Origin of the sequence: Plantactinospora soyae, assembly GCF_014874095.1 — a bacterium.
In the GTDB taxonomy this organism is placed as follows: domain Bacteria; phylum Actinomycetota; class Actinomycetes; order Mycobacteriales; family Micromonosporaceae; genus Plantactinospora; species Plantactinospora soyae.
Genome location: NZ_JADBEB010000001.1, coordinates 710,801 through 730,491 on the forward strand (window position 1 = coordinate 710,801; position 19,691 = coordinate 730,491).

Consider the following 19,691-nt stretch of genomic DNA (forward strand, 5'->3'; position numbering starts at 1 on the left):
CGGCCCTGGTCGACGGGACATCGCGACAGCGGCGGGCGCCGTACAGTCCGCCCCTTGCCCTGGGACCGGGCAAGGGGCGGTGGTGCTCAGCCGTTGGCCGGGAACAGCCACGGTGGATACAGCAGCCGGGCGACGCTAGATACCACTGTCCCAACACTCGTACGTCTGCGGTTGAGGGTTGGCGGCGGTTCCGGGAGTGTTGAGGTTGTGGTCGTTAATCCATCCGTGCGTGCCTCGGTTGCGGTCGTAGGCCATGTACCAGAGCGAGTTGTTGTACGGTCCGGCTGACGCTCCGAAGAAGTAGCAGTACAGCTCCATGGTGTCGCCCGTGAGGAATCCATGCCCGGCGGACCACATCTTGGCTGGGTGGTTACCGAAGAGCACGGTGCTGGGGGCGTTGACGGCGGTATACACGGCGTTGTCCGGGTAGATGCGTCCTTCACCAGCAGGCATGCACGGCTCGGCTTGCGGTTGGGGGTTGGCGGCGGTGCCGGGGGTGTTCAGGTAGCGGTCGTTGACGAACCCGTAGCCGCCGTCGTCGCCGTTGTTGGCGTGGTACCAGAGGGGGTTGTTGTTGGGGCCCGCAGGTGCGCCCAGGAAGTAGCAGTAGAGCCAGAGGACGTCGCCGTTGCGGAAGGTGTCGGAGTCGGGGTAGTTCCAGTTCGGGTGCTTGCGGTAGTTAACCGGGTTGAGGGCGTTGACCACACCGAAGTAGGCGCCCATGGCGGCGCTGTCGTGAGAGTCGCGGCCGGCGGCGGTGGCGGCGTAGGCCGGGGCCGGGAAACCCCCCACGAGTAGCGTACTGATCGTGATGGCCGCGAGAGCCGTCATCAGACGTCGATGCATCCCTGTCTCCTTCTGGATATGCCCCGATCTCGGGTCCCTTAATGATCGAGGTATCTGGCTACGTGAAGCCTATTGATCGCTGCGACGACGACCTTCGACTGTCGCCGCTTGCTTTTCACCGGCAATGGAGCTTGCACTATTGACTTGATGTTGCTATCTGGCGACACTGTGCTCGTGCTCCCCTCGACGCTCGCCTGCCGACGTGCCGGATGGGCCCTGCGCGCAAACAGATGCCTCGGCAGGGACCGAAAGTGGAAATCGGCGAGGCTATTCGCCAGTGCATTCCGGAATTCCGAGGACCCCTCGCTCGCACCATCCCAAATAACACGCTGGGAGAATGGGGAACGGCTTCCTAGTCGGATGGCGATCCGCAGGTACGAGCATGTGCTGGAGATCGCGCCACTGAGGCTTGGTGGCGCAATAGATGCGACACTTCGATTCGGAGCCGCCAAAAAAGCTCGGCCGCCGGGTGGCTACCGTCGCACCTCGACAGTCGCATCTGCGTCTCTACACGGGTTGCTCGGCCAGGTCGAGTCGAACGCTGGAATGGACGATCCGGGATGGTACGCGCTGGCAACCGAGGTGGAGGCACGCCCCGAATTGGTGCTGCACCCTCCCAAAATATGGGAGGAGGCATCTCAGAACCTCCTTGGCGAGCTTGTCGCCGCGACAGACACTTCATGGCTCGCACGACAGGAAGCACTCAGCATCCTGCTTGAGCATCCCGACGCCCAGAGACACGCGGTCGACGCCTGTATACAAATGATCGAGGACGAGGCGAATCCTGCCGTCCTCGAAGCGTTCTCCCTGCTGGACGTCGTGGACGACCAGACTGCGAATCGATACGTACTCAGGCACCTTCAATCCCCGTCCAGTCCTCATGCCCTCATGGGCGCGCTGCTCGCCGGAACAAGCAAACTCAGGAAGGGCCACTTCGTCGGGCCCGACCTTCAGGCCCACCTACCGGCGGCGGCAGTCGACATCTTGCAGTTTGCCGAGACCAATCAGACCCTTCTTCCACTGACCCTCGACTTCTGCTCGACACTCATGCGAAAGCACCTGGCCGGGTCACCCGCCAACCAAAGATTTCTACACGTCCTTGGCGGCTACCGAGAGTCGAGCGAATGGCACCTTGCCATCCGACGCAACGGGCGGAAGTTGTGTTACCGCCTTGTGCGCGAGGTGCTTCGCACCCACAGCCTCTACCCGGACGAGACAGACAGCGTCCTGTTCGGGCTCGTGGAAGACATGCTTCTCAACGCAAATCCGGACGCTCAGCTCTATGCCTCGATGCTCGTGGCTGCCACGCCCTACCGAGATCCACTAGCATCGGCTCTGATCACAGAGATCAACGCCCGCCTCTTCGACCTCGACGAGTTGATTGTCGCCGCCAGCCTACGGGCTCTGACGATCTTCAAAGTCGCCGCACACCGGACGGTCCTCCTCCGGATACTTGCCGCACACAATGCGCCGGCGGGGCTGAGGCGGGCCGCTGCGGCAGCGGCACCGCACGGTGCCGGAGAGCTTCACGAGAATGACTGGCGGCGAATCATCGCGGTGCAACTCGACAGCTTCCGGGCGCTACCCAGCACGCTGAACGAGGACGTTCTTTTCTACGCCGTGTACGGACTGTTCACAGATGGGCATGTCGTTCTCGCACAGGAGATCTCCGAGGACGATCGCTTCCCGCGCCGCGTTCGCAACGCGGCACAATGGTGGCGGGGCTCTTCCTGGTGGCCGGCGGCCCCGCAGCAGTAGATGCGGGGCTGTCTTTTGCGGATACGGTGCGGATCGGGCAGGGAAGCTACGGTTCAGCTGGCATGGGGTTTGCTGAGGTCGGACGGGGCTGACAGACCGTCACCGGCCGTCACGGCGGCGCCGGTCGCGGACTGTGCAAGGGTCTACGTCTCGAGCGGAGCCGGGTCCGCTGCCTGCGAGCCACGGGCATCCGGACTGGGTGGACCAGGCTGCACAAGCGCGGCTTGGTCGTCACCTTCGCAACTATCATCGGCGTCGTCGCTGCCGTGCTTGCCATGTCACCTGGATCGGCTGGACACCCTAGTGGCGCTGACCGTCAGAGGATCCGCCATCGTTCGAGTTCTTGACCTTCGTGCCGGAGTCCGTTGATTCGCTGGTGGACTTCGGCGGCGGCTGGGGTGCCGGTTCGGGATTTGCGGGCGTTGGTGGCGATCATCTGAAGTTCGCGGAGTTGGCACAAGGGCTCGAAGCTCTGCCATCCGGTGGGGTCCCAGCCGTACGCGGTGATGAAGTCGGTGAAGGCGGTGGGGTTAGGGTGGGCAAATCGGCGGCAGTGGACAGCCACCGTGGCGATGTCCCATTCTCTCGGGCCGATGCCAGCTCCGTCCCAGTCGGCGAGCACGGGTGTCCCGTCGATGCGGCGTAGCGCGTTACGGATCTGGGGGTCGGACTGGATCAGACTCGCTCCTAGGGGAAATGTCATATCCGTCCATGTGGCGGCAAGCGCTTCCAGCCGCCTGAGCATGAGGTCACGGTCGTCGTGGTTCAGGACCATGGACCGGGTGACGGAGTCGTGCACGCTCTGCACGGGCTGTAGCGTCGGCAAGCTCACGGGCGGGTCTGGCAGCGCGTGTAGCTGCCGAAGGAGTGCACCAAGCTCGGCGGTGGTGATTGGGTTGTCGTGGGCCGGATCTAGACGTTCCCAGACGGTGATCGCGTGGTTGCCGACCCGCAGCGGTTGGTGGAGGTGCGAACTGGGTCGCACGGTCGGGAAGCCTTGGTCAACCAGCCACCAGACGAGGTTCATGATCGGTCGCATGCGGTGGAAGTCGAACTCCGCTGGCGCGATCTTTATTACCACGTCGCCGACCGCGTACACGGCGTTGGTGTGATGCCGCAGCAAGGTCGCGTCAGTCTCGGAGTAGCCGAGGCGCTGGCACACCTCGGCGAGCACGGGACGCGTTCGCGCCTCGACGAACATGCGGCTCCTACGGATCGAGCACGGCGGTTCCGCTTGCAAGCGTACGGGCTCGCTCCCGGCAGTCCTGCACGTAGTCCGTCAACGCGGCCACGGTCCCCCGGCGGTGCTTCTCTGGAACGGCCGACACGACATCACTGGCTCTGGTGAGGATGATCTCGGTACGTTGGGTCTCGGGAAGGTCTTCGATCGCCTCGTGAGCCGTCGCCGCCGCTTCCGCGATGCGATGGTCGTGAACGAGGCAGATTGATCGGTCGAGCGCGATGAGCGCGGGATCGATCGGCACCGAGGTGCTGGCAGCGTACAGCCCCAGAGCCTCATCCTGAGCCTGGTAGGCCCGCTTCGTGTCGCCCAGCCAGGTGTGCGCGCCGGACAGGTAGAGCAGCAGGCGCTTTGCCGGGAACCGAAACGCTGCGTCGCTGTCGTCGTCGCCGACTTGGTCGAAGATCCTGTGGGCATGGTCGATTGCTGCTCTGGCTTGATCAGTATCGTTCATCCGGGCTAGCGCGCGAGCCCGTCCCGCCGCCGAAAGAGCGGTCGAGGATGCTGGTGGCGCGGTTACTGCCAAGGCCTCGTCCGTCAGGGCGACTATTTGCCGGGGATTCCCAAAGTAGTAAGGCAACATGGCTGCTTGCGCGCGGACCAGGACCCGAAGTTGGGGCCGCGCGCTGTCATCTGCGGCGTGGAGAGCTGTGCGGTACCACAGCCGGGCCTCGCCTACGTCGCCGAGCCGCATCAGTGCGTCCGCACACATCGTGGCGAGCAGCGCCGCGATGCCGGACAGACGGGCCTGGATTGCTGCGGGTTGCCTACGTCGTGACAACACCTGCACCTCTGCGCACTCGGCGAGGAGTAGGGGCAGCATCATCTTCGGCGGGGCGGACGGGTAGGTCTCCATGTAGTCGGTGGTAGCCCTCTCGATGAGTTCGAGTTGCCGTGGCGTCACACTCGATGACGCCAGCGCCTCATCCAGATCCGCGCGTAGCCGCGCTGCTGTGCCCTGGTCGCTCCCCATCCCGTCTCTCGCTATCACCAGGCTTGGCACCTCGCTTGGGCCTTGGCCGTCCGGCGGCGTCACCCCGTCTCGGTCCGAACCCTTGCTCTGGTCGTAGCTGAGACCCATGAATGAGCGAGGGATGCGTAGGCCGAGGGCTATTCGTTCGAGGACCTCGTAGGCCGTTACTTGCCTTGCACCCTTAGCGATCTCGGCGACACGGCTAGGGGTTACATCGACGAGCGCCGCGATGGCGCTGTACGACACGCCTCGGGCGTGGAGGAAACGAAAAATGCCGGTGATATCGCGTCGGGCCAGGAACTCGTGAATGGGTTGCCCTTCCCAGCGCCCGGAGGCCCACCACGTTGGGTCGATCTTGGTTCTCACGGCGCACCTCCTGATGCCCAAGTAGCCAGCCCATCGCCCGCGACTCGAACGTAGGCGCAGCACGACCGCAAGTCGAGGGGACTGACGGGTGCCATACACGCATTCATGATCGACGAAGCAACGTCGGTTGCCTACCCCTCACCGTGGCTCCCCACGGTGGACCCTCGCCACAGCGTCGCCGGCCACGTCGTTGTCCGCGAAGACTGGCGGGAAGAAACAACGATGGCCAGCATCGAAGCGGGGACAGATAGACCGAATCATCGGCTGAGGAGTCGGGTACGAGCAACGGAAAGGTTGAGAATCGGCCATGGCCGTACCAACCATGACGCCAAATGATCGGCCCCGCACCGACCGGGAGATGCAAGTCTTCCCGGTCGCGGCCTCCGACAAAGGCCCCCAGCGAGGGTGGGCTTCGCAGGTGGGTGTTTGCTTGCCGCTCCTGGCTGGGCCTGAGCCGAGGGGACTGGTGCGGACATGTGGGTAGGCACTGTGGTTGCCGCGTTACTGCTCGGCTACCTCGCCGGGCTTCTGTCGTTCAAGGTCAAGGCGCGGTGGTGTCCGCGCTGCGGCGCGCTCACGACTCAGGTTGTCCCTGGGCAGGTCAGGCGGACGCCATGAAGGTTGTCGCCAGGGAACACGTCCATCAGGCGCTCCGTGATATCGGCGGATGTCTCATGAGGAGGCACCTAAGCCCCTGATTTGAAAAGGGGTTACGCGCCGGTCAGCAATTGGTTCTGGCGAGGGAGGAAACGTGGCGACGACATATCACGGTGGCGATCAAATCGAACGCGCGCAGAAGACGTTGGAGCGACACGCGGTGTCCAGCGCGGACGGGTTGTGTCTGGCCTGCCGGGTAACTGGCCCGTGCGCCGCGCACGAGCAGGCGGCCAAGGTGTTCAGGTTCGCGCTGCGGCTGCCTCGCCGGGTGCCGGGAGCGACACGTCCGGAGTTGATCGGCGCCCGGCGGGTGGGTGTGCCTGGCCTGCTTTCCGAGGCGAGCTGAGGGGGTTGTGGGTATGCAGCCTGATCCCGGCAGCCGCAACGGTGTGCGAGCCGGTGACGTGGTCCATGTCGGCCGGTCCGCGAGCGTGCAATTCGATGGGTCGTCCGCGCTTCTGTTCCGAGTGATCCGCGTTCATGACCGGCCCACTTACGACGGGTGGACGTGGCTGGACGGCTACCAGCTGAACAGGAACGGCAACGCCGTGAAGCGCCGGACAATCTTCGTCCAGATTGACGGACTCCGACCGGTGGCGCGGCGCACGTCGGCGCCGAAGCGTGTATCGGTACCGAATACTCGCCCATACCCGGCCTCGTCCCAACTGCCGCGTCAGCGAAACTGACAACGACTTACCCGCGGCGAGAGCCATCGCGCCAACCCACGGAAGTTTGGGTCACTTCATGAATAGCGCGTCGTTGGTTGGACAGATCCGTCAGAAGTCGCGGATGGATGGTGTGTCGGTTGCCGAAGTCAGTGGCGGCGATTGGTGCCGCATTCCTGTACACAAGCGGAATGGACGCGCTTAGTCCTCGACCGGTACGGCAACCTGTCGCCGGGGCCAGCGACCATGCAGCAAGGGCACGGTTCCTCCGATGCTCGTTCGACTTTCCCGGACAATCCACATCCTAGAAAGCGTCGATCAAGGCGCAACTTTTCGGCTCAATGGCTGACCCGACGCGGGGCTCTCGTGATGAGCGCCGCTTCAGTCGGGTTGGTTGCTCGGTTTCGTCACCCCTGATCTGAGGAGGGCATGATGCCTGGCCAGACGACACTCACCCAACCGCAGCGCCGCGACCACGTAGACGGACTGAGCATGCCGGCACATGAGATGCCGGCACCGGCCGTCGCCCCGGCTCAGGCACCGGCGAGGCTGTCGCTGTTGTATTTGCTCAACGTGACCAACCCGGGACGGCTGTCGGCTGACTCGGGATTGCTGTTCGCGGACATCCTCGCGCCGGCCTTGCTCGACCAGGGCGTTCGGTTCACGGTCGCGGGACCGGTGGGTGTCTCCGATCCTCGGGCCGGTCACATCGAGGTGTCCGCGCCCACGACGAAGTACCGGGCGCGGTTTGCGTTCGATGTCGACGCGTGCGCCGCGTTGCTGCGTCGGGTACGCCCAGAGGTCGTGATTGCCAACCAGATCGAGGCCGCGCCCGGTGTGCGGGCCGCGATGTTGGAGGCCGGCATCGACGCGCTGCTGGCCGGTTACTGCCACTACCTGCCATTCCACCTCGACCCGGCAGGCCAACTGCGCTTGGACCCGTCGCTGAACGACGCCGGTCTCGGGCACCCCGTGTTGCTGTCGTTCTTCGCCGGGCTTATGGCCTGCGACCGGGTAATGGTTCATTCGAGCACCGCCGAGAGATGGGTAACCGAGACCGCGGGGCGGCTCGGTCTGGACCTCGGTGACCGCGTTCGGATCGTACCGGCGCCGGCAGACCCGAATCTGGTCCGCAGGACGGGCGAGATGCCCGATCCGGGGCTGCCGGTCGGCATCTACAACCACCGCCTGTACGAGCACTACGGCACCGGGCAGTTCCTTGAGGTGGCGCGACAGTTGGGCGCCGCGCGTGTCCGTGCCCGGCTGCGGGTCACCGACCTTCTGGGCCAGCGCCGGCCGGACCGGATCCGACTCGACAACAGCCCGGAACGCTACCTGGCTCAACTCGGCGCACTGGACAACGTCGAGATCGTCGCCGATACCGTCGAGCGTCAGCGCTACCGGCGATTGCTCGCCGGAGCCACCTTCGCGTTCGCCCCCTTTCGCCCGGGCACCATCTGGTCGATGTCCGTGGTCGACTGCCTATCCATGGGCTTGCCCCTGCTGACCCGCCGGTTGGGCTGGCTGGGCGAGATCGGCGACCCGGAGCTGACGTTCGATACCCCTGCCGAGGCCGTAGCGATCGTGCGGCGTCTTGTGACAGACCCCGGCTTCGCCGCCGCAGCCATGGATCGGGCGATCCGCTCCACCGCCGGCCTGACCCCCGATGTCGTCGCCACCGCCTACTTGAAGGCAATCACCCGATGACGCACCGCTCACCGTTCGACGTGGTGTTCCTCTCCTACGACGAACCCCTCGCAGACGCGCTCTACGCCCGACTCAGCGACACGTTCGGACGGGTGAAGCGGCTCCACGGCGTCCACGGCATGCGCCGCGCCTACCAACTGACCGCAGAGATGGTCGACAGCGAATTTCTGTTCATTGCCGACGCCGACTTCGAGATCGCAGCCGACTTCAACCCCGAGGAGGTGTGCGCCCTCGATGAGGAGGTGGCAATGCGGGTGTGGCGCACGGTCAACGCCGTCAACGGTCTCGTCTACGGCCACGGCGGTCTGAAACTATGCCGCCGGCAAGCCCTCCGCGACCTCCGCGACGACGTTGTCGACGTGCTCGCCGGGCTGCCGGGCAGGATCGAGTTCACACCGACCGTCGCCGGCAGGACGAGGTTCAACCAGTCGGCGTTCCACGCCTGGCGGGCTGGGTTTCGTGAGTGCGCGATGCTCGCCCGAGGCTGCGAGTACGGCACCACGAGCGCGGATGCGCTTGCCCGGTTGGACACGTGGACTTCTACCGGCGCCGGCCCGTACGCCGCCGACGCAATCGCCGGTGCGCGGGCCGGTACCGCCTTCGCCACCGACACCCCACCTGACGACAGCCCATGGCAGAACCTCAACGACCCGGCGTGGCTCGCGCAGCGCTACGCCGCCAGCCGATGACCACCGCCGCCGCGCCGTTGGTGCTCATCGAACCGGCGGCCGGCTCGATCGGCGGTCACTGGTTCCAGGCTGCTATCCGCCTGGCCCGGCAGTGCACCGCCGAGGGACGCGTGTGCATGGTCGTCGCCCCCGGTGGTATCGAGCCGACCGCCCGCGCCGCTCTCCACCGCGCGGGAGCACACGTCCTCGGGCGCGTCGGCCGCGAGCCCACCGAGCGTGCGTTATGGGCGGCCAGTCGGCTACTCGACCGCGCCAGCCGGCTCACGGGCCGGCTGGCGCGGCACCGCCGGCTGCCGCACCAGATCGGCGCTCTCGCCCGGTGTCTGGCCGAAGCGGCGGCGCTGCGGGCGGGTACGCGCCGCGTCTGGACCGACAGACCGGTCGTGGTGGTGCTGTCAGCCAGCGGCGCGTTGCACGGCCTCGCCGCCGCACTGTCCCGCACAGCCCATATCCGGGTGGTGCACGAGGTTCCCACGACCGAGGACCGAGTACTACGCCTCATCGGTCAGCTCGCGTCCGCGAACCTCCACCAGGTCCGCGTGGTGTGTCCCACCAAGGCGGTCCGGGCACGGCTGGCGCACCTGTTCCCCGGGCTGCCGGTCGGAGTCTGGCCGTTCGCGCTCGCGGATGCCGAACCACGCCTCAGCGACGCCGAGCGCACCGCCGCCAGGGCGGACTTCGGGCTCCAGCCCGACGACACGGCGCTCGCCCTGGTCGGCGGATGGTGGCCCCACAAGGACATCCCCACCGTCGCGGCGGCCCTGGCCCGGCTGCCCCGTCCGGTCTGCGTGCTCGTCGCCGGGCACCCCCTCGATCCGGTGTTGCTGCGCGGCCTCGCCGCCGCCGCGGACGGCCGGGTGCACGCGCTACCCGGCCCGGCACCTCGCTGGCACATCCGCCGCGTCTACGCCGCCGCCGACGCCGCGATCGTCGCCCGCCGAGCCGGTGTCGGCAAGGAGAGCGGCCTGATCGCCGACTGCACGGTCCTCGGCGTGCCGTTGCTGGTCTCCGATCACGACCCCGCCATCACCGACCTGCTCGGCAACCGGCCCTGGGTGCGCCTGTTCCGCACCGCCAACCCCGCTGCCCTCGCCGCAGCGATCACCGACCTGGCCCGCCGGCCGCTGCCTCGCCCAGCACCAGGCGAGGCAGCCCACCTCGGCCTGCCCACCGCAGCGACCACGCTCGCGTTCTGGACCGACCTGGCCACCGACCTCGGGAGGAATCAACACCATGCCGATCCCGCCGCTGATCGCCGTCATCGGGCCGGTTGAACCAGACCTGCTCACCGCCTTCGTCGGGCACTACCGCGCCTACGGCGTGCAACGGTTCCTGCTCGCCTTCCACTTCCCCGACCACACCAGTGACGACAAGCGCGTCCACCTTCTCGACACCTGCGGCGCTCTCGGCATCAGTCCCGCACTGGCCAACATCGGCCCCTGGCACGAGCACACCAACACCCGCCTCCGCGACGAACTGCGCGCCCTCGCCGGCCCCGGCTGGCACCTGCTCGCGGACGCCGACGAGTTCCACACCTACCCGAACGGCCTGGTCGACACCCTGCACGAAGCGGCCAGCGCCGGCATCGGCACGGTCGGTGGACTGATGCTCGACCGGATCGCCATAGACGGCCAACTCCGGCCATGGAACCCGCAGCAGGGCCTCGACCGCGCCTACCCACTCGGCGGGTTCCTCACCCACTACCTACTGCGCGGTGACCCGCGAAAGATCGTCCTGGCCCACTCCAACGTCCCGATCGCCAGCGGCAACCACCGCGCCCCCGGACACCGACCACTGAACCGGCTACCAGTCGTGGTGCATCACTTCAAGTGGCGCCACGGGGTCTTCACCTACCTCCAGCAGCGCGTCAACCACCTTGCGAACGGCAGTTGGCGCAGCAGCAGCCCCGCCATGCTGCGGGAATCCCGACGCCTGCTCGACCACCTCACCCGCCACGACGGGCACATCGCCGTCGACTCACCCACATTGCCGCTGCGCCCGGTAACCCTCGACGAGCTACCGGCCTGGTGGGCGCAAGAGGCCGCCCACATCATCGACACCTGGCGGCCACCGCCTCAGAACGACCCGACCGGCACGATCTCCTCACCCTCACCGTCCGGCACGTCAAACCGGGCGTAGAAGTCGTCCAGCGCGCTCTCGGTCACCGCCAGCGCGTTGGCGTGCTCCTCCTGGTTACGAGCCGTCAGACGGCGAAGCAGCTCCTCGCGGGGGACCGGGAAGTACAGCAGCCGCCACCGGCCGCCGGCCGTCTCCACCAGCTTCTTCCACGCGTCACGATCCGCCCGACGCCACAACCCGTGATCGAGCACCACGTCACGCCCCTCGGACACCAGCCGGACCAGCCGGTCCCGCACCTCGGCCACGACCGGCGCCTCTCGCTCGAAGTACTCGTACTCCGGATAGTCGACCCCGTACCGGCCATGCCGGGCGAAGACCTCCTCGTCCACCGACAGCCGCACCGCCCCCGCCGGCTCCAGCGCCCGCCTCGCGTACGTGGTCTTGCCCGAGCCGGTCAGCCCCACCAGGAAGAACACCACCGGCGCTAGCTCGTCCACCCGATCCCCTTGAACCTCACTCGCCCTGGCCACCGTGACAGTCTGCCACCTTCCCAACACTCCAGGAGCCGCGTCGATGTCGCAGCGCCTTATTGCCAACACTCTCCGGGCCTACCTCCGACACGGTCCCGGCGGTGCCCAGCTAGCCACCCGCCTCAATGACCACCTGACCCGCCATCCCGTCACCATCACCGCACACACCGTCGACGGCGTCGCCTTCCCGAACCTCAACACCACCGACATCATCCAGCGCTACCTCTACCTGTTCGGCACCTGGGAACCACACCTCACCGCCTGGATACGCCGACGCCTCGCCCCCGGCGACACCTTCATCGACGTCGGCGCGAACATTGGCTATTACAGCCTGCTCGCCGCCCACCTCGTCGGTCCGACCGGCCGCGTCGTCGCCGTCGAACCCTCCCCCCACTTCGGCCGCACCCTTGCCGCCGCCGCACACGCCAACAACCTTCACCACATCCGGATCGTTCGCGCCGCCGCATACGACACCACCGACCAGGTCACCTTCTACACACCGAGTACGGCCAACCTCGGCAACACCACCCACGTACGGCCACGCCGCTGCGCCGCCATAGCGTTCCAGGCAGAGGCCAGACCCCTGCCCAGCCTCACCACCGGAAGCGAACTCGCCCAGGCCCGCATCATCAAGATCGACGCCGAAGGAGCCGAAGCGGCCATCGTCCGAGGACTCACCCCAGCGCTTGATCACCTTCGCCCCTCGGCCGAACTCGTCATCGAGATCACCCCGCGCCTACTGGCAAAGCAGGGACTCGCACCTACCGATGTCACTGGACCGCTCACCGCGGCAGGATTCCACGCGTACCGCCTCGACAACGACTACGCCGCCAGCGCCTACCCCCGAGCCCAACGTCATCCCATCGCGCCCCGTCGATGGCATGAGCCAATCGCTGACATGAGTGACATCATCTTCTCGCGGGTCAACGCGGCCTTCCTCCCGTGAGGCTACGAGTCCAGCAGCGCCGGAAAGGCGACGCCAGACGGCGCAGCACTTTATCCGTTTTGTAGAAATGGAGCGGATTCGTCCATCAGCTTTTCGGCTGATCTGGTGGACAGCGATGGTTGGGAAAGCGCTTTCTGATCAGTATTGGTAGACAAGAAATCAGTGTCGCATCGGCTGGCAGGCTGGAGTCCGGGCCCGCGTCGTACCAGACGGCGGGGGCTGAGCTTGCTTGGTCGATCCTCGGGGGGAGGGTTCGGCGTTGCGTCGGTACGAGGTGGGACCGCACGGCAACCCGAAGGTCCCGCCTGCTCGTCGGCCTGATGGCGGCGACACCCGCAGGCTGGGTCGGCGGCATTGGGCGTTGCTGGCCCTGTTGGCAGAGCACGGAGTGCTGCACACCGGGCAGATAACGGCATTGCTGTTCGGGAGTCGGCCCGCCGCTGTCCGTCACCTAACCAGGTTGATGCGGGCGGGGCTAGTGCGCCGGTTCGTTCACAGGAACGACCCGACGCATCTGGCGTACTACGAACTGAGCGCTGACGGGGCGGAAAGGTTGACTGTCCGGCTGCGCGAGGCAAATCGGCCGGTACCGGTGGCAATGGGCAAGCCAGGCCCAGACCTGTTCGTGGTCAACGAGTTCTTCGTCGGCCTGGTCGGTGAGGCCCGCCGTCAAGGGCGGGGTGTTCTGTTCCGGTGGCGCAGGGCGCTGGAAGCGGCGGTGTGGCTACGCGAGCATGCGGTGCCGGCGGCACCGAGCGCGTACGGAGTATGGATCGAGGACGGGGCAGCGGTCCGGTTCCTCCTGCACGTCGACCACGACAAGCCAGGCCGCTTATCCAGCACCCCGGCACCGCCGGCGGCTGCCTGGCTGGCCGACTACCGCCAGGCTCCCCGAGGCGTGCCCGCCACCGCTGTCCTGGTGCTGTGCCCAACCCGCCAGCGGGAAGACGAGCTGCACCGCGACCTGACCGCCGACCCGCTACCGGTGACCGTCGCGACCACCACCTTCGAGCAGCTCGCCACGGCCGGCAACGGCGCCGAGGCGATCTGGCGCGTCGTCGGCGCCGAGCCAGCCGTGCTGCTGCGGTTGGCCGAGATCGGCCGGTAGCCGTCCTCAGCAGACGGAGCAGCCGGCTCCGCTGACAGAACCCGGGCCGGTGGTGGTTCGGGGGTGCGTCCGGGTGTCGGTGGGGGTGTCGGTCTTCATCCGGACCCCCAGACCGACCCCTGCCTTCGCCCAACAGCGCACGTCACGGCACCTGTCAGACCCGGCCGCCGTGCTGCGACAGAACCTCTATCTGGGGGTCTCCCATGGGGCTAAACGCGTATAGAATTCATCGAAGGATGCATCATGGATGAAACGTTCCTGCGGGTACAGGCCCGCCTCACCGACCGCGACCACGTCCTGCTCGGCTGGCTGGCCGACCACGGCGTGCTCACCACCGTCCAGATCAACCACGCCCTGTACGGCTCCCTCGACTTCGCCCAACGACGCCTCCGCAAACTCTGCCAGGTCGGCCTGCTGGGCCGGTTCCGGCCGTTCCGGGCCCAGGGCGGCACCTACCCCTATCACTACGTCCTCGGCCAACTCGGGACCGAGGTCGTCGCCGCGCACCGCGGCGACGAGCTGCCCCGCAAAGACCACGCCCGCCGACGACGATGGCAGTTGACCAACCGGGCCAACCTGCCGCACCTGCTCGGCACTAACCAGTTCTTCACCGACCTCGCAGGACACGCCCGCGCCCACCCCGACGCCAGCCTCGACCGATGGTGGCCAGCAGCCCGCTACCAACGGATGGGCGCCTTCACCGAGCCCGGTGACGACGTGCGGGTCCGCGTCTACACGCCACGGGCCCGGCCTGATGGGCACGGGATCTGGACCGAACACGGGATCAGCCTGCCGTTCTTCGTCGAGCACGACACCGGAACCGAATCCCTCTCCGTCCTGATCTCCAAGATCACCGGATACCTGGACCTGGCCCGAGTAACCGGCAGAGCATGGCCGGTGCTGTTCTGGCTGCACTCCGCCGCCCGAGAACGTCACCTCCACACACGCCTCACCGAGGCCGGCGGCAGATACCCGATCGCCACCGCAGCCCGCGACAGCGCCAGACAACGGGCCGCCGACCCCGCCGATGACGTCTGGCGCATCCACCGCCAGCCCGGTGCGCCGCTACGCCTCGCCAGCCTCGCCCATGCCCTGCCGGGCGAGCGAGGCCAGACAGCGTGATCCTGGCGGCATCCGCTCGGCGCGGTTATTGAGCAGCCCCATTGGGTTCCCATTGGGTGAGGCTACCCAACAGCATCTTGCGCTGGCAGCGGATCGAGGTACCCTCCCTGGTTTTCGCCGCGCTCTACAACCTGCGTCTGGCAGACCACCCGCCACATCACGCGCTACCGACGAGACGAGGCTGACAGGCTGGGTTGACCGGAGACTGATCGCCGACTGGTCGGAGCCAACGGATGGCGATGCGCCGTTGTCGTGCGTCCATCAACCGGGTGGCCTGAAGCGGCGGCGGTCAAGTGTGGAGGGTGCCGGTGTGGAGGGTCGAGGCAAGGCGGGGTGACAGTTCCCGCACCGCAGTCTTGTGGTGTGCCCGTGCAAGTTCCTGAGCGAGCCGACGGAGGTCCACCCGGATGGTGGCGGAGTCCGCACGGGCGAGGGCCTCCAGGACGGGCTCCACCTCGAGACACGCCCGCTCGGTCTCCCCGGCAGCTGCCAACGCAAGCGCCCACCGAGCCGTGTAACGGGCTCTCGCACGGTGCGCGTGCACGGGGATACTGCGGATCGCGGCATCGAACAGTTCGACCGCCGCTTCCGGACGTCCGAGATCATGGAGGCACCAAGCAGTCGCGAGGGTGACTGGATCCTCGACGGTTGACGTGCCGATGATGGGTTCGTCGTCTTCACCGCGCACGTTCAGCAGGTCGCGGGCGCGGTCGAGAGCCCTCAGACAGGCGTCGTAATCACCGGCAATGGCATGCCCCTGGGCTTCACGTTGCGCGGCCAGTCCACAGATCCTGGGATTCTGAGTCTGCTCCTGGGCCAGTTGCGCAAGTTCGACGGTGCCGGGGGCATTGTGTCGATACATCGTGATCAGCGCCTGCCGGACAAGTGCGTACGCCGCGAGGTCGTGGTATCCCGCTGCCTCTGCGAGGTCGCAAGCGTGATCTGTCCACCACATCGCCGCCCCGTCGTCGCCGGCCTCCTGGGCCATCCAGCCCGTGTACTCGGCGAAGCGTGCGGCGAGGGTGAGTATGCGAGCCCGATCGTCGGACCTCGCCTGCGGCGCCATGACGCGGAGGGCGTTGGTCTGCGCGATCAGCATGGGGATCAGTGCCGCTGGTGCGATGGTCTGTCCGAGACGGCGTGACTCCTGAAATATCGTCAGGAAGGCGGGTAAGGTTTCGCCTTCGGTGTGTCGTGGGCCGGAGGTCGGCTGCAGCCTCCACGTGTACACGGTGGCTACCCCGGTCGTCTCGGGGCCTTGCCGGTGCCGGCCACTGAACTCGCTGTGTCCGTCGGGGCTGAGACCCATCGTCCAGACGTCCGCCGTACCCGCCGGAGGCGGCGAGGGGCTCGGTGGCGACTCCGGCGCGAGCGCGGCCAGGGCTCCACGGGCGCCCAACTGCGCGTCGCACCTCCGCGCCAGATCCAGGCTCGGAACCTTCAACCCATTTTCGATCTTGCTGAGGTAGCTCTTACTGTAATGAACCAGCTGACTCAACTCCGTGAGCGACAGGCCAGCGGCGTTACGACGCTCCCGCAACGCACTTCCAAATGACGGTGTGTCCTTCTCGACGCTTCGAGGCATTTCGTCTCCCGTTGCCTGGGACGTAACTGGCTGGGCAACAACTGTCCGCTGACCCCGTGACGCTGCATGCTTCTATTAGCGACCCGCTGAGGCGAGACTACACGAGACATTCAACTCGATGGAAGAGCCGAGAGCGGGAATCGGTATCAACGATTGGATGACGATGGTGGCAAAGCTCATTGGCTTCGACTTGATACGACGTTGTGGTGCCGTCGCTCTCGGCGTCACCGCCGGCTCGGTGGCCCTATGGTGGCCTGAACTGGCATCTGCGGTCGCGTTCGGCTGGATGGCCGCAGCGGGCGTGGTCGTCGGGGTACGACCGAGGACCGGAAGTTCAGGGACACCAGACAGCGTGTCCCGTTTCCCTCTTGGCGGGCAACGGGCACCGGCTGGACTTCCCCCCTCTGCGAGCCGATCATCCATACGTATGCCTTCGTCCGGGCAGGCCGAGCGTTGGCACATACCCAAGCGGGCGCCTGAGGGGTATATTTCCGGATGCCAATCCGGGGCCTCTGGAACAGATGCCAATCCACCTCGGGAGTAGAGCGCAATGGCCAAGGTTTTTATCAGCTATCGGAACAGTGACGATCCATCGGCTGCCGTGCTACTGGCGCGGAGCATCGACGAGCGGCTAGGAGAGGGCGAATCCTTTTTGGACAGCAAGTCCATTCCGCTCGGAGTCGATTTCCGGCCCACACTGTGGGGTCAGCTCGCCAAATGTGTGGCGATGGTTGTCGTCATCGGTCCCAGATGGCTGGTTCCCGACGCGGATGGCGAACGTCGCGTAGATCGCACGGACGACTTCGTACGGCAGGAAATCGAATTCGCCCTCCAAATCGGAATCCCAATCATCCCTGTGCTGGTGGGTGGCGCCGCGAAGCCCTCCGATGGCGTTCTGCCGGCGTCGCTCGCCGCGCTCGAGCACCGGCAATACCTGACTCTGCGTCATCGGAGCGCGGACCGGGACCTCGAACGCCTGCTCGACCAACTCCAGGAGCTTGTGGTGGCGAGCAACGGTCCCGGCACCGGCGCCAAGCGGTCGGACAGCCCACCTGCGGCCGGCGGCATTACCTTCAACGGCCGCGTACGCGTGGGTGGAGACATCGTCAACGGCTCCAAGTACGTGACCCGGTATGAGTGAGGGGCCGGGCCCCACCGCGGACGACCCCCGACCAGACGCGGGGGCCCCGGACCGGGAGACTGTCACCCCTGCCGGCACCGAAACCGCGGCCTCAGGGACGGACCGTAGGACCGGCGGCACGGGTGAGGTGAACGGTCGTGCGGAACCGGGCGGTACGGGAACCGCGCCGGCGACTGACCCGGGAAACGCGACCCGGCGACAACAGTGGTTGGAAGAAGCGGAGCAGGTGCTGATCCAGGGCGACCTGGTCGGCGGCGACAAATACATGATCTCCTTCGGTCGAAGCGAGACACCCGCGCAGATGCACCGTCTGTCTCCCCTGTTGCTGGAGCCGGCCCGCGTCGCATTCGCACCGCCCCAAGCCATGGGAAAGTTGCAGGCCGACTTCGAGGCCCGAAACACCTCCCTCGTGCAGGCCCCGGCCGGCCACGGCAGAACGACTCTCGCGATCAGGCTGCTGCTGGAGGCAGCCCATGACACGATCTACGTTCTGGACCCGGCCGTGGATCTTGCACAGCTCGCCGATGCGATCGAGGTGGAACGGCGGCAGCCCGACGGCCGGTTCAGGGGCGCAGGCCTCATACTCGAACCCGAGGCCGCGATGATTGTCTCCGGGCGCCAACTGCGAAACCTGGACCACCTCCTCATGGAGGCCAAGGCTCGGCTGGTCATCATCGTCGGGCCCGATACCCGGCTCGCGGACGAGGAGGCGCTCGACCACCGCCTTCCAGCGTTCGATCCCCCGACGCATCGAGCCATCGTCGAAAGCCACCTGCGCTGGCGCCTCGGCTACCGGGCGGAGCAGGTGCTCGAGCAGGACGGAATGGGCCCGGCCATCGACGATCTGGTACCGCGGTTGCCGCGCAGGCGGGCAGCCACTTTCGCCGAACTCGTCCAACGCGCCACCGAGGACGGCAAGACCAACATAACGCTCGTGCGGGACAGGATGGCGCGACGGAACGCCGACGACTTCACCATCTGGCTCGATGGGTTCACCGACCGTGAGGACATCTGCTTCGCCATCGCACTTGCGGTACTCGACGGGTTGCCCCATGAAACGGTGACGGAAACAGGCAGACTGCTGCTGTCAAAACTAGACACCACGAAAAGCAAGCCGACAGACGTCGGTCGGGCCGGTCACCGGGACCGGCTGGACGAATTCCGCGCGTGCCTGCGGGAGGTGTATACCCGAGGCTCCTTCGGCCGCACCGTCGTCCACGCCATCGAATATTCCGAACGGACATATCCCCGGCGCGTCATCCAGCACTTCTGGGGTCGATCCGGACTCACCGAGGCGATCACCGCCTGGTTGCTCGAACTGGCGTCGGCCAAGGAACAGCCGGAGCGTGTCCGGATTCGCGCTGCGACAGCCCTCGGGCTTCTTTCCATCCAAAACTTCGACTATCTGCACCACCGCATGTTCGCCCCCTGGGCCCGGGACGAGGATGACCTGCGCCGCGAGGCGGTCGCGAACGCCCTCCGGGTGCCTGCCACCACCGCCTCCACGGCGGCAAACGTAGTGCGTCTCGTCGAGGAATGGCACGGCGGAGTCCGAGGCAATACGCGGACGCGGGCTACGGCGGCCCGTGCATACGGCGTAAGCCTCGCATCGACAAACCCGACGTGGTTGATCGACCGGCTCGGCAGGCTTGCCGTCGTCGACAGGCACGAGGTCAGAACCTCTGTCGGACACAGCCTCTCCGATCTCGCTGGGCGGGCTGACTGCCGACTCGCGGGCCCGGTTCTGTCGGCTCTGTGCGGCTGGTTGCCCAACTACCGGCGCGAACCGGCAGCGCAGCGGGCATTCCTCGAAGCCGCACGGTCGCTGATCGCCGAGATGGGTGACGACGACCGCGGAGCACCGGAGTTGTGGCCAGTCCTGCTCGTCCTCGCCGACGGCGACCATCGGCTGCGGGGCAGGCTGCGTCTCCTGTGGGCAAACGCCCTACAGTCCTGGACCTTCGGTGACCAAGCCGCCGCGGCTCTCACCGACTGGGCCGTCATGGCGGAGAAGAACCAGACGATGCGGCGGGCATTCATATATCTGGTCGGTGCCGTATATCAGCAGGACGAGCGGATGCGGCACACCGTACGCCATCTGGTCGAACAGTGGCAGAGCCCTGATCACCTACAAGCACTGACAAGAACCGCGACCGCCGTCAAAGGCTACCTCGACCGGCTCGAGACCGACGCCACGAACATGGAGCAGACGTAATGGCACGTGGATTCCAGCCAATCATTCGCTCGGCACCTGTCGCCTGGCCCGGCTGGCAGCGCAC

17 protein-coding genes are annotated in these 19,691 nt (G+C 66.6%); 12 read left to right on the plus strand and 5 right to left on the minus strand.

Annotated elements, in window-relative coordinates; all coding sequences use genetic code 11:
• Nucleotides 1-135: 135 nt before the first annotated feature.
• Complete coding sequence (locus H4W31_RS03090; protein WP_192765260.1) at nucleotides 136-846, minus strand: hypothetical protein; 711 nt, start codon at nucleotides 844-846, stop codon at nucleotides 136-138.
• 360 nt (nucleotides 847-1,206) lie between these two features.
• Here H4W31_RS03090 and H4W31_RS03095 point away from each other — a divergent pair, with 360 nt between their 5' ends.
• Nucleotides 1,207-2,604: a hypothetical protein gene (locus H4W31_RS03095; RefSeq protein ID WP_192765261.1), complete on the plus strand. Its 1,398-nt coding sequence runs from the start codon at nucleotides 1,207-1,209 to the stop codon at nucleotides 2,602-2,604.
• 316 nt (nucleotides 2,605-2,920) lie between these two features.
• Here the strand turns inward: H4W31_RS03095 and H4W31_RS03100 are convergent, their stop codons facing one another.
• A complete protein-coding gene (locus H4W31_RS03100; RefSeq protein ID WP_192765262.1) occupies nucleotides 2,921-3,805 on the minus strand; it encodes a phosphotransferase enzyme family protein in 885 nt (294 codons plus the stop codon).
• Between the two features lie 7 nt (nucleotides 3,806-3,812).
• Entirely contained in the window at nucleotides 3,813-5,183 is a 1,371-nt protein-coding gene (locus H4W31_RS03105; RefSeq protein ID WP_192765263.1) for a hypothetical protein, read from the minus strand.
• A gap of 751 nt (nucleotides 5,184-5,934) precedes the next feature.
• On the opposite strand from H4W31_RS03105, the gene H4W31_RS03110 reads away from it, so the two are divergent.
• From H4W31_RS03110 to H4W31_RS03130, 6 genes are all read left to right on the plus strand, one after another.
• Entirely contained in the window at nucleotides 5,935-6,186 is a 252-nt protein-coding gene (locus H4W31_RS03110; protein WP_192765264.1) for a hypothetical protein, read from the plus strand.
• A 13-nt stretch (nucleotides 6,187-6,199) separates the two neighbouring features.
• Entirely contained in the window at nucleotides 6,200-6,526 is a 327-nt protein-coding gene (locus H4W31_RS42445; protein WP_225945369.1) for a hypothetical protein, read from the plus strand.
• 408 nt (nucleotides 6,527-6,934) lie between these two features.
• The gene (locus H4W31_RS03115; protein WP_225945370.1) at nucleotides 6,935-8,212 is read left to right on the plus strand and encodes a glycosyltransferase family protein; all 1,278 of its coding nucleotides are present in this window, start codon (nucleotides 6,935-6,937) and stop codon (nucleotides 8,210-8,212) included.
• Nucleotides 8,209-8,901, plus strand: a complete 693-nt coding sequence (locus H4W31_RS03120; protein ID WP_192765265.1) for a hypothetical protein — start codon at nucleotides 8,209-8,211, stop codon at nucleotides 8,899-8,901. The genes H4W31_RS03115 and H4W31_RS03120 overlap by 4 nt, the downstream gene beginning before the upstream one ends.
• Nucleotides 8,898-10,175 carry a glycosyltransferase family protein gene (locus H4W31_RS03125; RefSeq protein WP_192765266.1) on the plus strand — a complete coding sequence of 426 codons (1,278 nt, stop codon included), beginning with the start codon at nucleotides 8,898-8,900 and terminating at the stop codon, nucleotides 10,173-10,175. Before H4W31_RS03120 ends, H4W31_RS03125 begins: the two co-directional genes overlap by 4 nt.
• Complete coding sequence (locus tag H4W31_RS03130) at nucleotides 10,135-11,040, plus strand: glycosyltransferase family 2 protein (RefSeq protein ID WP_192765267.1); 906 nt, start codon at nucleotides 10,135-10,137, stop codon at nucleotides 11,038-11,040. Before H4W31_RS03125 ends, H4W31_RS03130 begins: the two co-directional genes overlap by 41 nt.
• Here the strand turns inward: H4W31_RS03130 and H4W31_RS03135 are convergent.
• On the minus strand, nucleotides 10,977-11,477 hold the full coding sequence (locus H4W31_RS03135; protein ID WP_318782995.1) for an AAA family ATPase: 501 nt from the start codon (nucleotides 11,475-11,477) through the stop codon (nucleotides 10,977-10,979). The genes H4W31_RS03130 and H4W31_RS03135 overlap by 64 nt on opposite strands.
• 76 nt (nucleotides 11,478-11,553) lie before the next feature.
• Here H4W31_RS03135 and H4W31_RS03140 point away from each other — a divergent pair, with 76 nt between their 5' ends.
• From H4W31_RS03140 to H4W31_RS03150, 3 genes are all read left to right on the plus strand, one after another.
• On the plus strand, nucleotides 11,554-12,456 hold the full coding sequence (locus H4W31_RS03140; protein WP_192765268.1) for an FkbM family methyltransferase: 903 nt from the start codon (nucleotides 11,554-11,556) through the stop codon (nucleotides 12,454-12,456).
• A 274-nt stretch (nucleotides 12,457-12,730) separates the two neighbouring features.
• Nucleotides 12,731-13,564: a replication-relaxation family protein gene (locus H4W31_RS03145; protein WP_318783701.1), complete on the plus strand. Its 834-nt coding sequence runs from the start codon at nucleotides 12,731-12,733 to the stop codon at nucleotides 13,562-13,564.
• A gap of 243 nt (nucleotides 13,565-13,807) precedes the next feature.
• Complete coding sequence (locus tag H4W31_RS03150) at nucleotides 13,808-14,686, plus strand: replication-relaxation family protein (protein WP_192765270.1); 879 nt, start codon at nucleotides 13,808-13,810, stop codon at nucleotides 14,684-14,686.
• 289 nt (nucleotides 14,687-14,975) lie between these two features.
• On the opposite strand, the gene H4W31_RS03155 is transcribed toward H4W31_RS03150, so the two are convergent.
• Nucleotides 14,976-16,271, minus strand: coding sequence for a helix-turn-helix domain-containing protein (locus tag H4W31_RS03155; protein WP_192765271.1), 1,296 nt, complete (start codon nucleotides 16,269-16,271; stop codon nucleotides 14,976-14,978).
• Nucleotides 16,272-16,821: 550 nt separating this feature from the next.
• Between H4W31_RS03155 and H4W31_RS03160 the strand changes: the two genes are divergently transcribed.
• Nucleotides 16,822-17,412, plus strand: coding sequence for a toll/interleukin-1 receptor domain-containing protein (locus H4W31_RS03160; RefSeq protein WP_192765272.1), 591 nt, complete (start codon nucleotides 16,822-16,824; stop codon nucleotides 17,410-17,412).
• Nucleotides 17,413-17,638: 226 nt separating this feature from the next.
• Complete coding sequence (locus H4W31_RS03165) at nucleotides 17,639-19,627, plus strand: hypothetical protein (RefSeq protein ID WP_192765273.1); 1,989 nt, start codon at nucleotides 17,639-17,641, stop codon at nucleotides 19,625-19,627.
• Nucleotides 19,628-19,691: the final 64 nt, after the last annotated feature.

Excerpts from the sequence above, each read along its gene's own strand:
- H4W31_RS03090 (WP_192765260.1), bottom strand. The coding sequence starts at position 846 with ATGCATCGACGTCTGATGACGGCTCTCGCGGCCATCACGATCAGTACG.
- H4W31_RS03095 (WP_192765261.1), top strand. The coding sequence starts at position 1,207 with ATGGCGATCCGCAGGTACGAGCATGTGCTGGAGATCGCGCCACTGAGG.
- H4W31_RS03100 (WP_192765262.1), bottom strand. The coding sequence starts at position 3,805 with ATGTTCGTCGAGGCGCGAACGCGTCCCGTGCTCGCCGAGGTGTGCCAG.
- H4W31_RS42445 (WP_225945369.1), top strand. The coding sequence starts at position 6,200 with ATGCAGCCTGATCCCGGCAGCCGCAACGGTGTGCGAGCCGGTGACGTG.
- H4W31_RS03115 (WP_225945370.1), top strand. The coding sequence starts at position 6,935 with ATGATGCCTGGCCAGACGACACTCACCCAACCGCAGCGCCGCGACCAC.
- H4W31_RS03120 (WP_192765265.1), top strand. The coding sequence starts at position 8,209 with ATGACGCACCGCTCACCGTTCGACGTGGTGTTCCTCTCCTACGACGAA.
- H4W31_RS03125 (WP_192765266.1), top strand. The coding sequence starts at position 8,898 with ATGACCACCGCCGCCGCGCCGTTGGTGCTCATCGAACCGGCGGCCGGC.
- H4W31_RS03130 (WP_192765267.1), top strand. The coding sequence starts at position 10,135 with ATGCCGATCCCGCCGCTGATCGCCGTCATCGGGCCGGTTGAACCAGAC.
- H4W31_RS03140 (WP_192765268.1), top strand. The coding sequence starts at position 11,554 with ATGTCGCAGCGCCTTATTGCCAACACTCTCCGGGCCTACCTCCGACAC.
- H4W31_RS03150 (WP_192765270.1), top strand. The coding sequence starts at position 13,808 with ATGGATGAAACGTTCCTGCGGGTACAGGCCCGCCTCACCGACCGCGAC.
- H4W31_RS03155 (WP_192765271.1), bottom strand. The coding sequence starts at position 16,271 with ATGCCTCGAAGCGTCGAGAAGGACACACCGTCATTTGGAAGTGCGTTG.
- H4W31_RS03160 (WP_192765272.1), top strand. The coding sequence starts at position 16,822 with ATGGCCAAGGTTTTTATCAGCTATCGGAACAGTGACGATCCATCGGCT.